Annotated in this window: 13 protein-coding genes; 8 read left to right on the top strand and 5 right to left on the bottom strand. The window is 34.3% G+C overall.

Annotation, left to right across the window (positions count from 1 at the left end; translation table 11 throughout):
- The first annotated feature begins 27 nt into the window (after window positions 1-27).
- From ACJAZK_RS05010 to ACJAZK_RS04995, 4 genes are all read left to right on the top strand, one after another.
- The gene (locus tag ACJAZK_RS05010; RefSeq protein WP_415222913.1) at window positions 28-714 is read left to right on the top strand and encodes a succinate dehydrogenase cytochrome b subunit; all 687 of its coding nucleotides are present in this window, start codon (window positions 28-30) and stop codon (window positions 712-714) included.
- 15 nt (window positions 715-729) lie between these two features.
- Window positions 730-2727, top strand: a complete 1998-nt coding sequence (locus ACJAZK_RS05005; protein ID WP_415222912.1) for a fumarate reductase/succinate dehydrogenase flavoprotein subunit — start codon at window positions 730-732, stop codon at window positions 2725-2727.
- Window positions 2728-2736: 9 nt separating this feature from the next.
- Window positions 2737-3483, top strand: coding sequence for a succinate dehydrogenase/fumarate reductase iron-sulfur subunit (locus tag ACJAZK_RS05000; protein WP_415222911.1), 747 nt, complete (start codon window positions 2737-2739; stop codon window positions 3481-3483).
- Between the two features lie 82 nt (window positions 3484-3565).
- Complete coding sequence (locus ACJAZK_RS04995; protein WP_415222910.1) at window positions 3566-5338, top strand: MutS-related protein; 1773 nt, start codon at window positions 3566-3568, stop codon at window positions 5336-5338.
- Between the two features lie 110 nt (window positions 5339-5448).
- Here ACJAZK_RS04995 and rpmA read toward each other — a convergent pair whose 3' ends face one another.
- Both rpmA and rplU read right to left on the bottom strand, forming a co-directional pair.
- Window positions 5449-5709 (bottom strand): 50S ribosomal protein L27, encoded by a 261-nt coding sequence (gene rpmA / locus ACJAZK_RS04990; protein ID WP_415222909.1) that lies wholly within the window; start codon window positions 5707-5709, stop codon window positions 5449-5451.
- A 26-nt stretch (window positions 5710-5735) separates the two neighbouring features.
- Window positions 5736-6260: a 50S ribosomal protein L21 gene (gene rplU / locus ACJAZK_RS04985; protein WP_415222908.1), complete on the bottom strand. Its 525-nt coding sequence runs from the start codon at window positions 6258-6260 to the stop codon at window positions 5736-5738.
- A gap of 350 nt (window positions 6261-6610) precedes the next feature.
- Between rplU and ACJAZK_RS04980 the strand changes: the two genes are divergently transcribed.
- Together ACJAZK_RS04980 and ACJAZK_RS04975 are read left to right on the top strand one after the other, a co-directional pair.
- Window positions 6611-7945 carry a M16 family metallopeptidase gene (locus ACJAZK_RS04980; protein ID WP_415222907.1) on the top strand — a complete coding sequence of 445 codons (1335 nt, stop codon included), beginning with the start codon at window positions 6611-6613 and terminating at the stop codon, window positions 7943-7945.
- Between the two features lie 105 nt (window positions 7946-8050).
- Window positions 8051-10126: a M16 family metallopeptidase gene (locus tag ACJAZK_RS04975; RefSeq protein WP_415222906.1), complete on the top strand. Its 2076-nt coding sequence runs from the start codon at window positions 8051-8053 to the stop codon at window positions 10124-10126.
- Between the two features lie 37 nt (window positions 10127-10163).
- Here the strand turns inward: ACJAZK_RS04975 and ACJAZK_RS04970 are convergent, their stop codons facing one another.
- On the bottom strand, window positions 10164-11060 hold the full coding sequence (locus tag ACJAZK_RS04970; RefSeq protein ID WP_415222905.1) for a DMT family transporter: 897 nt from the start codon (window positions 11058-11060) through the stop codon (window positions 10164-10166).
- A 93-nt stretch (window positions 11061-11153) separates the two neighbouring features.
- On the opposite strand from ACJAZK_RS04970, the gene ACJAZK_RS04965 reads away from it, so the two are divergent.
- On the top strand, window positions 11154-11666 hold the full coding sequence (locus ACJAZK_RS04965; RefSeq protein WP_415222904.1) for a heavy-metal-associated domain-containing protein: 513 nt from the start codon (window positions 11154-11156) through the stop codon (window positions 11664-11666).
- A gap of 71 nt (window positions 11667-11737) precedes the next feature.
- On the opposite strand, the gene ACJAZK_RS04960 is transcribed toward ACJAZK_RS04965, so the two are convergent.
- Window positions 11738-12208 (bottom strand): CYTH domain-containing protein, encoded by a 471-nt coding sequence (locus ACJAZK_RS04960; protein ID WP_415222903.1) that lies wholly within the window; start codon window positions 12206-12208, stop codon window positions 11738-11740.
- A 31-nt stretch (window positions 12209-12239) separates the two neighbouring features.
- A complete protein-coding gene (locus tag ACJAZK_RS04955) occupies window positions 12240-12845 on the bottom strand; it encodes a DUF2238 domain-containing protein (protein WP_415222902.1) in 606 nt (201 codons plus the stop codon).
- Between the two features lie 43 nt (window positions 12846-12888).
- On the opposite strand from ACJAZK_RS04955, the gene dinB reads away from it, so the two are divergent.
- Complete coding sequence (gene dinB / locus ACJAZK_RS04950) at window positions 12889-13998, top strand: DNA polymerase IV (RefSeq protein WP_415222901.1); 1110 nt, start codon at window positions 12889-12891, stop codon at window positions 13996-13998.
- Window positions 13999-14001 lie beyond the last annotated feature (3 nt).

Here is a 14001-nt window from a genome sequence, read left to right as displayed (position 1 = left end):
TAGTACAAATAATTAACTACAATTATAATGAGCGGAATTTTAAATTCATCGATTGGAAGAAAATTTGCTATGGCACTTTCAGCACTCTTCCTAATGATTTTTTTACTTCAACATTTTGCAATTAATATCCTATCGGTTTTTAGTGCAGATACTTTTAACGAGGCGTCTCACTTTATGGGAACATTTTGGGCAGTGCAATTTATTGCGCAACCCATTTTAATTTTTGGTGTTGTCTTCCATTTTGTAATGGGATTTGTTTTAGAAATTAAAAACAATAGTGCAAGACAGATTAGTTATGCTAAAAATAATGGTGGCGCAAATTCTACTTGGATGAGTAGAAACATGATTTGGAGTGGCTTAGCTATTTTAGGATTTATGGGGCTTCATTTTTATGACTTTTGGTTTCCAGAAATAAACATTAAATTTATAGAAGGCGATATGTCTGGTCTTATAGATCCAAACAATACAGAAAGTGGTTATAGATATATGGAACATTTACAACATAAGTTTGTAGATGTTTGGAGAGTTGCACTTTATGTCATTTCTTTCATATTTCTATCACTACATTTATTACATGGTTTCAACTCCGCATTCCAATCGGTTGGAGCAAATAATAAATATACCAAAGCATTAGTAGGGTTTAGTAAAGTGTACGCTATTGGTATTCCTTTAGGATTCATTTTTATTGCACTGTTTCATTACTTTAATCATTAATACACAGAGAGATTTATGGCTTTAGATTCAAAAATACCTCAAGGTCCAATTGCAGACAAATGGACCAATTATAAAAATCACATCGATTTAGTCAATCCAGCAAACAAACGTAACATAGATGTTATCGTTGTTGGTACTGGTTTAGCTGGCGGATCTGCCGCTGCTACATTAGCCGAACTTGGTTATAATGTTAAAGCGTTTTGCTTTCAAGATTCTCCAAGACGTGCGCACTCAATTGCAGCACAAGGTGGAATAAACGCAGCAAAAAACTATCAAGGTGATGGAGATTCAACATACAGATTATTTTATGACACTGTAAAAGGAGGCGACTACCGTTCTCGTGAAGCTAATGTATACCGTTTAGCTGAAGTGTCTACAAATATTATTGACCAATGCGTTGCTCAAGGTGTTCCTTTTGCTCGTGAATATGGTGGATTATTAGATAATCGTTCATTTGGAGGCGTACTTGTTTCTAGAACATTTTATGCAGCTGGCCAAACTGGACAACAATTATTATTGGGAGCTTATTCTGCCATGAACCGTCAAATAGGTCGTGGTAAAATCAAAATGTACAACCGTCACGAAATGTTAGACGTTGTAAAAGTTGATGGAAAAGCTAGAGGAATTATTACAAGAAACCTAATTACAGGTGAAATAGAAAGACATTCAGCTCATGCCGTAGTTTTAGGAACTGGAGGATATGGAAACGTCTTTTTCTTATCTACTAATGCTATGGGATCTAATGTAACCGCAGCTTGGAAAGCACACAAACGTGGTGCAAACTTCGCAAATCCTTGTTACACACAAATTCACCCAACCTGTATTCCTGTTTCTGGAGATCATCAGTCTAAATTAACATTAATGTCTGAGTCTTTGCGTAATGATGGACGTATTTGGGTTCCAAAACATTTAAAAGATGTTGAAGCTATAAAAAATAAAAAATTAAAACCAACGCAGCTCGCAGAAGAAGATCGCGATTACTATTTGGAACGCCGTTATCCTGCATTTGGTAATTTAGTCCCTCGCGATGTGGCCTCTCGTGCAGCCAAGGAACGTAGTGATGCTGGTTTTGGAGTCAATGCTACTGGTGAAGCTGTCTATCTAGATTTTGCTTCTGCCTTTATGCGTTTCGGAAAAGAGCAAGCCCATGTTAAGGGTTTAGATGAAAATGATGATGCTCTCGTTAAAAAATTAGGACAAGACATTATTAAGACCAAATATGGGAATTTATTCCAGATGTATGAGAAAATTGTTGATGAAAATCCCTATGAAACGCCAATGATGATTTATCCTGCAGTACATTATACAATGGGTGGACTTTGGGTAGATTACAACCTCATGACTAATGTTCCAGGATTATATGCCATTGGAGAAGCTAATTTCTCAGATCATGGTGCTAACAGACTTGGTGCATCGGCATTAATGCAAGGTTTAGCAGATGGTTATTTTGTGTTACCGTATACCATAGGAGATTATTTATCTGATGATATTCGAACAGGTCCAATTTCTATAGACACAATAGAGTTTGAAGAGGCCGAAGCTGAAGTAAGAAAAAACATTAACCATTTAATTAACAATAACGGGACGCACTCTGTAGATTATTTCCATAGACGTTTAGGCAAAATTATGTGGGATAAATGTGGAATGGCAAGGAACGCAGAAGATTTAAAATCTGCAATTACTGAAATTTCCGAACTCAGAGCAGAATTTTGGAAAGATGTTCGTGTCCCAGGAACAGAGAATGAATTCAACGAAGAATTAGCGAAAGCTGGACGTGTCGCAGATTTCCTTGAATTAGGAGAATTATTCGCTAAAGATGCTTTGGAACGCGAAGAATCTGCTGGTGGACACTTTAGAGATGAATACCAAACTCCAGAAGGAGAGGCTGTTCGTAGAAAAGAATTTCAATATGTCTCTGCCTGGGAATATAAAGGAGAGCCAAAAGATGCAGTCCTTCATAAAGAAGAACTGACTTACGAGAATATTAAAGTGAAAGAAAGAAGTTATAAATAAAGAAAAGCTATGAATTTAACGTTAAAAATATGGCGTCAAAAAAACGCAAACGATAAAGGAAAAATGGTTGCTTACCAGATCAGCGATATCTCTCCAGATATGTCTTTTCTTGAAATGTTAGACGTCTTAAATAATGAGTTAATAGAGAAAGGGGACTTACCTGTTTCATTTGATCATGATTGTCGTGAAGGAATTTGCGGTTCATGCTCACTCTATATAAATGGAGAAGCACATGGACCAGACCGTTTAATAACCACATGTCAATTGCACATGCGTACGTTTAAAGATGGAGAGACTATAGTTATTGAGCCTTGGAGAGCTAAGGCTTTTCCGGTGATTAAAGATTTAGTAGTTGATAGGACAGCTTTTGACCGTATTCAACAGGCAGGTGGATTTATATCTGTAAATACATCAGGAAACACTATTGATGCGAATACTATCCCTATTAATAAGGAGGATGCAGATAACGCGTTCTCTGCCGCAACTTGTATTGGTTGTGGTGCGTGCGTAGCAAGTTGTAAAAACTCAAGTGCTATGCTATTTGTAGCTGCAAAAGTATCGCAATTCGCTTTATTACCTCAAGGTCAAGTAGAGGCTACAGACCGTGTTTTAAATATGGTAAAACAAATGGATGAAGAGGGATTTGGTAACTGTACAAATACCGGAGCATGTGAAGTGGAATGTCCTAAAGGTATTTCTTTAGAAAATATAGCACGTTTAAACCGTGAATATTTATCAGCATCATTGAAAGGGTAGTAAAACCGCTATAATATAAATATATTTAAACCCAAGTTGTCACGACTTGGGTTTTTCGTTTCTTTATGACTTAAATACACTTATGGACCACTCAATAACATTTTATAAAAACCAATTAAAAAAGCATATAATCGCAGTTAGTACACTTAAAAAGCAACTCCTAACATATAGCTTGTTGCGCTTAATAACCTTTCTAGTTACAGGATTTTCAATTTATATAGTGCTACCCAATTGGCAAGCGGCTATAGCTACAGGTGTTTTAGGAATAGCAATTTTTATTTTTCTATTGTCAAAATACACCAATAAAAAGGCGAAACGAGAACTCCACAAATCCTTAGTGACTATTAATGAAGAAGAATTAAAAATAGCTTCTGGTGATTTTCATCATAGACCTTCCGGCGAGCAATTTCAAGATCCACTGCATTTTTATAGTTTGGATATTGATCTCTTCGGAAAAGGTTCCTTTTTTCAGTATATCAACAGAACTAGTTCTTCGGAAAGTGAATCGCAACTTGCAAACGCACTAAAAGCAAATAAGGTTTCTGATATTGAAAACAGACAAGACGCTATCAAAGAATTATCACACAAAACAGAATGGACTCAACTTTACACCGCAACTAAAAGCCTCATAAAAACAGAAACTCCGGCACACACAATAATAAATTGGCTCAAGACTCACAAAACGTTTATTCCAAAATATATGCTTTTCGCGACTTGGTTATTTGCATCCATATCTGGAATTTTACTAGGCTTGGCAATCTTGAAAGTCTTAGGAATTAGCTATTTTGGATACTGGATTTTCGCCGGTTTAGGTATCACAGGAATCTACTTTAAAAAAGTTAATATATTAGCTCTAAATGCAGATAAAACGAAAGAGACTTTTAGACAGTACGCCTCCTTATTATTACAAATAGAAAACGCGACATTTACATCAAAGGTTTTACAAGGCAAGCAGCAACAAATTAATTCTGAGCACAAAAAAGCTTCACAAATTTTCGCCGATTTTTCCAAATGCTTAGATGCCCTAGATAACAGAAATAATCTATTTGGTGCCATATTGGGCAACGGCTATTTACTACTTGACGTCAGAAACGCATATAGAGTAGAACAATGGATTTCAACCTATGCCAATAAAGTAGAAGATTGGTTCGAAGTCGTTTCCTTTTTTGACGCCTATAACAGTTTAGGAAACTACGGGTTTAACCATCAAGATCAAATCTATCCTAAAATTTCTAGAGAGCATGCTATCATAGATGCTAAAGATTTGGGGCATCCCTTACTCTATAAAACCAAACGCATTACAAGTAATGTGTCTATAAATAATAAAGAATTTTTCATTGTGACTGGAGCCAACATGGCAGGTAAAAGCACCTTTTTACGTACAATATCATTACATATTGTTATGGCAAATGTAGGACTACCCGTGTGTGCCTCATCAAGCAACTATTATCCAGTAAAACTAATTACAAGTATGAGAACGAGTGATTCATTGGCAGATAATAGTAGTTATTTCTTTTCAGAATTAACACGCTTAAAATTCATCGTTGATGCTATAGTCAAAGAACCTTATTTCATTATACTCGATGAAATACTAAAAGGAACAAATAGTACAGATAAAGCTATTGGTTCAAGAAAATTCGTAGAGAAATTAGTAGCCGGGAAGGCTACAGGTATTATTGCGACGCACGATTTGAGTCTTTGTAAAATTTCCCAAGAACTCCAAGAAGTCAAAAACTATTATTTTGATGCCGAAATCGTCAACGATGAGCTCTATTTTGATTACAAATTCAAAAAAGGAATTTGTCAAAATATGAATGCAAGCTTTCTATTGAAGAAAATGGAAATTGTAGATTAATTAACCTTATAAACCCTTAACCACGGGCTTCATTGCAGATAAAAGTAGAAACAACAAAAAACCCATTCTAAAATTAGAATGGGTTTTTAATATTATGAGATAAAATTCAATTAAGCCTCAAAAGGCACAATAGAAATATACGACTTATTGTCTCTCTTCCTTGTGAATTTCACTAAACCATCTACTTTAGCATGTAAAGTGTGATCTTTTCCGCCATACACATTCTCACCTGGATGATGCGTATTACCTCTTTGTCTAACGATAATGTTACCAGCTATTGCAGCTTGCCCACCAAATATCTTAACACCTAAACGTTTTGATTCTGATTCTCTACCATTTTTAGAACTACCTACTCCTTTTTTATGAGCCATTGTCTTAAGGGTTTATTTGTTAATATTTAGCTTAAAGCAGCAATTAAATCAGCTTTCTTCATAGAAGAAAGACCTTCGATTCCTTTCGCTTTTGCCATTTCTTTTAACTCAGCAACAGTCATTTGACTTAAGTCTCGAGTATCCTCTTCAACTTTCGCGGCTGGCTTAGCTTCTGCTTTTTTAGTTTCTTTTTTTGGAGCTGCTTTCTCAGCTTTGGCTGGACTAGCTTTTTTAGCTCCTGAAGCAACAATGCTTTCAATTACGATTTCAGATAAAGATTGTCTGTGACCGTTTTTAACACGGTAACCTTTTCTTCTCTTCTTTTTGAAAACGATTACTTTGTCACCTTTAAGGTGCCTTAAGACTTTTACACCTACTAGTGCTCCGTCTATAGCTGGGGCGCCTAAAGTAATATTGTCACCATCACCAATTAAAAGAACGTTATCGAAATCTACTTTCTTACCTTCTTCTGTTGCTAAACGGTTAACAAAAACTTTTTGGTCTTTTTCAACTTTAAATTGATGCCCTGCTATCTCTACAATTGCGTACATAGCGTTTTTATTAATTATATTTTGTTAAAAATGTATGCTTTCTACTCAGAAAGCGGGTGCAAATATACATTCTAATTCGTTAATTCACAAACGATATATAAATTTTCAAGGAGATAATACGTTTTAACCTTGCTTTAATAATTTTGAAATCCAAAAAATAGTCTTCTAGCTTTCATTTTCAAGCCTTTCCGTTGTAATTTTATGATATATTTTGCATTAAAAACAATAAAATAAATCTTGCTATTTACTATTTTTGTAAGAATCGTGTAACATTTTAACGAAATGAAACACTTGTATTCCATATTGAAAAAATTAACACAAAACCACAATTAACTTAAAACAAACTCACAATGAAAAACTACCTATTAATTTTAGCCTCTTTGATGCTAGTTGGCTTGTCTGCCAAGGCTCAACAGGTTGAATTTGAAGAATTTGACTTAGATAACGGACTTCACGTTATTTTACACCAAGATAACACTGCTCCTGTAGTGACTGTTGGTGTAATGTATAATGTTGGAGGAAAAGATTTAGGAGGAACAGCTGTTGCTCCTCGCACAGGTTTTGCTCACTTTTTTGAACACCTCTTATTTGAAGGAACTAAAAATATAGACCGTGGAGAATGGTTTAAGATTGTATCTTCAAATGGCGGTAGTAATAATGCGAATACATCTCTTGATAGAACCTATTATTACGAAGTATTTCCATCTAATAATTTAGAGTTAGGGCTCTGGATGGAATCTGAACGCATGCTTCACCCTGTTATTGACCAAGTTGGTGTGGATACTCAAAACGAGGTTGTAAAAGAAGAAAAGCGCTCGAGCTACGACAACCAGCCTTATCGTCAGTTTTTATTTGCAATAAGTGAGAACTTATTTAAAGTTCATCCTTATAAAAATAAGAATATAGGTGAAATGGCAGATTTAGATGCCTCTACTCTAGAAGAATTCAAACAATACTTTAAAGACTGGTATGGACCTAATAATGCAGCCCTCGTTGTTGCTGGAGATATTGACAAAAAAGAAGCTAAAAAATTAGTTGAAAAATATTTTAAAGATGTTGAGAGTAGACCAACACCAAGTAGAAATTTCTCAAAAGAAGAACCAATTGAAGAAACTATTAAAGCTACGTTTTATGACCCGAATATTCAAATACCAGCAATTATGGCTGGATATAGAACACCAGGGTTTAAAGAACGTGACTCTTATATTTTAAATATGGTTTCTGCTTATCTAAGTGATGGTAAAACATCTAAATTATTTAAGGAGTTAGTTGATGACAAGAAATTAGCACTTCAAACTGGAACACTATACGTAGAGCAAATGGATGGTGGTATGTATATTCTTTATGGCCTTCCATTAGGTGAAACAACTTTAGAAACCTTACTTGCTGAAATTGATGAGGAAATCGTAAAAATGCAAAATGACTTAATTTCTGAAAATGATTTTCAAAAACTTCAGAATAAATTTGAAAACAGATACGTGAATTCCAATTCAAGTATTCAAGGTATCGCTGGATCTTTAGTAACAAATTACATGTTATACGATGATATTAATCTTATCAATACTGAAATTGAGATCTATAGATCAATCACTAGACAAGAAATTCAAGATGTGGTAAAGAAATACTTGAATCCAAACCAACGTGTTGAATTAGAATACTTACCAAAAGAAAACACTGACAACTAAAGAATAAATCAAAATGAAACATCCCTTTTAACTAATTAAATCTCACAAGGAAATAATTATATGGATGTAATATGTGACCATAAAAAACAAATTAAAAATATACACATGAAATTAAAAATATCAATAATAATAGTAGCCTTTTTAATGTCGGTTGGTGCGTTTGCACAAGTTGATCGCACTAAAATGCCAGAACCAGGACCTGCTCCAAAAATTTCATTCGAGAAACCTGAAGAATTTACGCTAAAAAACGGATTAACTGTTTTAGTTGTAGAAAATCATAAATTACCTAGAGTATCTTTCTCGCTAACTATAGACAATAAGCCAATGACTACTGGTGATAAAGCAGGAGTTGAGAGCTTAATTGGAAGTATGATGGGTAATGGGACTAAAAACATTTCTAAAGATGAGTTCAATGAAGAAGTGGATTTCTTAGGAGCGAATATCAACTTTAGTGCTCGTGGTGCTTCTGCTAGCTCATTATCAAAATACTCAGATCGTATTTTAGAGTTAATGGCAGGTGCTGCAATCAACCCATTATTAATTGAAGAAGAGTTTGATAAAGAAAAAGCACAACTTATTGACGGTTTAAAGTCTAATGAAAAAAGCATAGATGCTATTGCTGGTCGAGTCGGTAACGCTTTATCTTATGGAAAAAAGCATCCTTATGGCGAATTCACAACTGAAGAAACCGTAAAAAACGTGATGTTTGGTGACGCGGTAGCTTTTTATGAGACCTACTTTAATCCAAACGAAGCGTACTTAGTTGTTGTTGGCGATGTCAAGTTTAAAGATGTTAAAAAGCAAATAGAAAAATATTTTTCTAAATGGGAAAAATCTGTCGGCGTAGAATATACTGTACCAAATGAAGCTCCCAATGCACAATACACTCAAATTAACTTTGTAGATATGCCTAATGCCGTACAATCTAATATTTCAATAACGAACAATGTAGATTTACAAACAAAAGACGAAGACTATCATGCGGTATTAATTGCAAATAGAATTTTTGGAGGAGATTTTAGTAGTTACTTAAACATGAATCTTCGTGAAGCGAATGGGTATACTTATGGCGCACGTTCTAATGTAGGGACTGATAAATACGCCGCTCGATTTACAGCTGGAGCATCTGTTAGAAATATGGTTACAGATAGCGCTGTGGTTCAAACCTTAAAAGAAATGAATCGTATTAGAACAGAACCTGTAGAACAAGAAACACTTAAAAATGTAAAAGCTGCATACGTTGGTCAATTTGTAATGGCGCTAGAAAGCCCTCAAACAATTGCCCGCTTCGCACTAAACATAAAGTTAAATGATCTTCCAGATGATTTCTACAAAACGTTTTTACAAAAAATTAATGCCGTAACCGCAGATGATGTAACACGCGTAGCTAATAAATACATGAAATCTGAAAATGCTAGAATCGTAATTGTTGGTAAAGGTAGTGATGTCTTAGATAACCTTGAAAAAACAGGAATTCCAATAATGTATTTTGACACGTATGCAAATTCAGTTGATAAACCCGTTTTTTCAAAACCAATCCCTTCAGGAGTAACAGCACAAACAGTAATTGATACCTACATCACAGCTATAGGAGGAAAAAGTAATTTAGAAAAAGTAAACTCGGTATTATCTAATGCAGATGTTACAATTGAAGGAGCTCCTTTCAAACCAAAAGCAATTATAAAAGTCATGGCTCCAAATAAAACGTCTATGGAAATGATGATTGAAGGTATGGGTACTGTAATGAAACAAAAGTTTGATGGTGCTGCAGGATACAGTGAACAACAAGGAATGAAAATTCCAATGACTGAAAAAGAGCTTTCTAGCAAACAATCTGAAAAGGGATTGTTTCCGGAAATTTATATGGAGGTGACCTCGCTAGAGTTAGAAGCTATAGTTCCTTTAAGTGGTGTCGATGCTTACAAAATCAAAGTGACTAAAGGTGGCGAAGTTTCAAATAGATTCTACAATGTAGAAACTGGTTTACTAATGCGATCAGAATCCACCACAGAAGCGCAAGGTCAAAGTGTAACGACTATTGAAGATGTATCAAACTATAAAGAAGTAGATGGTGTGATGATGCCTTTTACTCAAAAAATTACTGCTGGTCCACAAATTATTATATTAAATTCTACTGATATTAAATTTAATGAGGGTGTAACAGAAGCAGATTTTAAGTAAGCTTACTACATATTTTATTTAAAAAAACCTGGAGTAATTAATACTTCGGGTTTTTTTTATACCTTCCTTTATTAGCCAAATAAACACCCAACAGGATAATCACACTAGCAACAATCTGCAAAGGCCCAAATGTTTCGCCATCCAATAAACCCCAAGCCAAAGCAACAACTGGCATCAAATAGGTTACCGAAGAGGCAAATACTGGTGTAGATATTTGAACCAGTGTATTAAATAAAACCTTGGCAAGCGCTGTTCCAAATAAAGACAAAACAATAACATATACCATTGACATTTGAAAATCTTTATGTGTAAATGTACTTTCAGAAAAGAAATCTGTAAACAGTAATACTACAATGGCAGGAATCATAATTGCAACATAATTACCTGTCGCAATACTCAAAGGTTTTACATTTTGAAGATACTTCTTTATAATGTTCACATTAAGGGCATACATAACTGTTGAAATAATTACGAAGCCTGCATATAAATAATTTTGATCTGGATTTAAATCTGCGCCTTGAAAAATCAATATACTTGTACCAATAAACCCAATAATAACGCCAAACAATTGGCGTCTTGAGAAACCAATTTTAAAAATTGTAAACCCTAGTAAAATAGCATTCAATGGGACCAATGAATTTAAAATTGAAGTAATCGCACTATCAATTTCGGTTTCTGCAATTGCAAATAAGAAGGCAGGTATAAATGAACCTATAAAACCTGAAATCACAACCCATTTCCATTCGTTTTTTTTAATGACTTTCAAGCTCTTTAACCCAACTGAAAACAAAAACAAACCAGAAATAATAGTTCGCAATGCACCTAATTGATAAGGTGTTAAACCCAATAAGGATTTTTTTATCAAAATAAACGAGCTTCCCCAAATTAGTGCTAATACAAACAGGAAAACCCATTTTTTGGTAGTTTCTCTCATAAGATTTATTAAGTAATTCACAAATTTCGTTAATTTATATGCAAGGAACATCAATATTTATTATGTTTGTTTGAACACTTATTAAAAACTCTTATGAATACCTTGAAAAACATATTGGCTATTGCATTAACTCCAATATCACTAGTTGCCTGTAAAAGTGATAAAGAACCAGAAGTGAAAACTGTTGAAATCACTTCTGAAGTCAATACAAAGGCAGCTAAAAAATTAAATCCCAATGCCACGTATGCCAAGGCAGAATTTGGTATTGAAGGTATGACTTGTGCAATGGGTTGCGCTAAGACTATTGAAAAGAAAATTGCTAAAATGGATGGTGTGAAATCTGCAAAAGTAGATTTTGAGAAAGAATTAGCAATGGTAGAGTACGACGAAGCTATGGTAACTCCAAATACATTGGAGGAAGCTGTTGCAAAAGCAGGGGACACTTACAAAGTAAGAAACATGCATACCGTAAAAGATTTTTCATCGGAAAAACATGAATGCGAAGCAGATTGTTCGAAAGCCTGCTGTGCAGATAAAGCAAAAGACGCAAAAAAAGGGGCTTGTGCAGACGATTGTAAAAAAGACTGTTGCGCTAAGAAAATCTAGTAAGTCTTCAAAGTAATTAAAAACTACTCTTTGTACGTTACGCTAGTCGAAATGATAAATAGAGTGGTTTTTTATACCCAATTTTTGAAAGGGTGCCGACTTAATTGCGAATTATAGTAGCGTTTGTCACCTGTGACTTCTTGTCCGAGCCAATTTGGTTTCTCAAAAGTTTCTTCTTCGTGATTTAATTCAACTTCAGCAATTATTAAACCTTGATTTTCTTCAGAAAATACATCCACTTCAAACACATGTTGTCTAATTTTAATCTCGTATCTGATTTTATCAATAAGACCTTTTTCACATAATTTAAAAAGCCCTTCAGCATCTAATTTAGAGATTTCTTTTTCCCACTCAAAACGAGATAAACCATCGTTAGTTGATTTTCCTTTAACAGTTAGATACCCTTTATCTCCTTTCAATCTCACTCTAACTGTTCGTTCAGGATTCGTATTTAAAAAGCCTTGAATAATTCGTGTGTGTTTATGAGATTCTGTTTTAAAATCTTCTGATTTGACTAAAAATTTACGTTCTATTTCTATCATCTTTAGTTCCCCTAAAAACGGGAATCTTTAATTAATTTAAATCGTGTTTGTTTATTTGTCTGATATGATATTTTCCGAAGAAAATCAAAGCTAAAATTGCACCAATCGTTGCATAAAACATATCAGATTGCGTATCCCAAATATACCCTTGAGTTCCTAAAAAAGAATCTCCCCCTTCACCTGTTAAAAGCGACACTCCCCATTCTATAAACTCATAGGTCACACTTATTGCCATGGCAATACATACGACAACGAAATTGAGCCAACTATTAGACTGCACAACTTTTTTGCGAAATAATAAGTCCCTTGTAATCATTGCCGGCACAAAACCTTGCGCAAAGTGACCTATCTTATCATAATTATTTCTGGATTGATTAAAAGCCTCTTGAATCCAATCAAATAATGGGACTTCTGCATAAGTATAGTGTCCACCTATAATAAGAATTGTACAATGGACAAAAATAAGTACATATACAAAATTTGTAAATCTAAATTTTTTAAAGGTAATGACAAGAACCAAGACACCTATTATAGCTGGTAAAACCTCTAAAAACCATGTAAAATAGTCGTAAGGATTTATAGCAGACCATACTAATAATAAAAAAGTAAATCCTAAAAGTGTTTGTATAAGTTTCATAAATGAAGCGTCAATTAAATCAAAGATATTATAAATTTGCTTTATGCTAAATGATTTACCAATTAGAAAGATTATTCATGTAGATATGGACGCGTTTTACGCCTCTGTAGCGCAGCTTGATAATCCAGAACTTAGAGGTAAGGCCATTGCAGTTGGTGGCGGTGGTGCAAGGGGTGTCATTAGCGCTGCAAGTTATGAAGCACGAAAATTTGGTATAAAAAGCGCAATGTCTGGACGATTAGCGATAAAGCTATGTCCAGAACTCATATTTGTAAAGACAAATTTTGATCGCTATAATGAGATTTCTAAAAAAGTACGACACATATTTCATGACTACACAGATCTTGTTGAACCCTTATCCCTTGACGAAGCTTATCTTGATGTTACTGCGAATAAAAAAGGCAACCCAAGTGCTTCATTATTAGCTCAAGAGATTAGAAACCGGATTTTTACTGAGGTAGGCTTAACAGCCTCTGCAGGAATTTCTATCAACAAGTTTATTGCTAAAGTAGCTAGCGATTATAACAAACCCAACGGACAAAAAACAGTTAATCCAGAAGAAGTACTTCAGTTCTTAGAAGATTTAGACATCAGGAAATTTTATGGTGTTGGTAAAGTGACTGCCGAAAAAATGTACCAAAAAGGAATTTTTACTGGTCAAGATTTAAAAGGAAAATCATTAGATTATCTAGATGACCACTTCGGAAAGTCAGGTAGCTACTATTATCATGTTGTAAGAGGTATCCACAATAGTGACGTGAAACCCAACCGAATTAGAAAATCTCTTGCTGCCGAACGAACGTTTAGTGAGAATTTATCTTCGGAAATTTTCATGCTAGAAAAGCTAGATCATATTACAGAAGAAGTTGCCAAGAGGCTTAAAAAGAGTAAAGTTTCAGGAAAAACAATCACTTTAAAAATCAAGTATAGCGATTTCACGTTGCAAACTCGAAGCAAGACGTTACCCTATTTTGTTAGTGAAAAAAGTATCATTTTCGAAACTGCGAAAGATTTATTATTTCAGGAAAAGATGAGTAACTCGGTGCGATTATTAGGGATTTCGTTATCTAATTTAAATACGGAGACATCTAAAATTAAAGTTTTAGAAGCCAAAGAAAAATCTGTTAGTGTACAGTTGAAGTTTGAATTTTAAAAC

Source organism: Psychroserpens sp., from assembly GCF_047633235.1.
GTDB lineage: Bacteria > Bacteroidota > Bacteroidia > Flavobacteriales > Flavobacteriaceae > Psychroserpens.
Note: the sequence above shows the minus strand (reverse complement) of the source record. Positions and strands in the feature narration are given on the sequence as shown.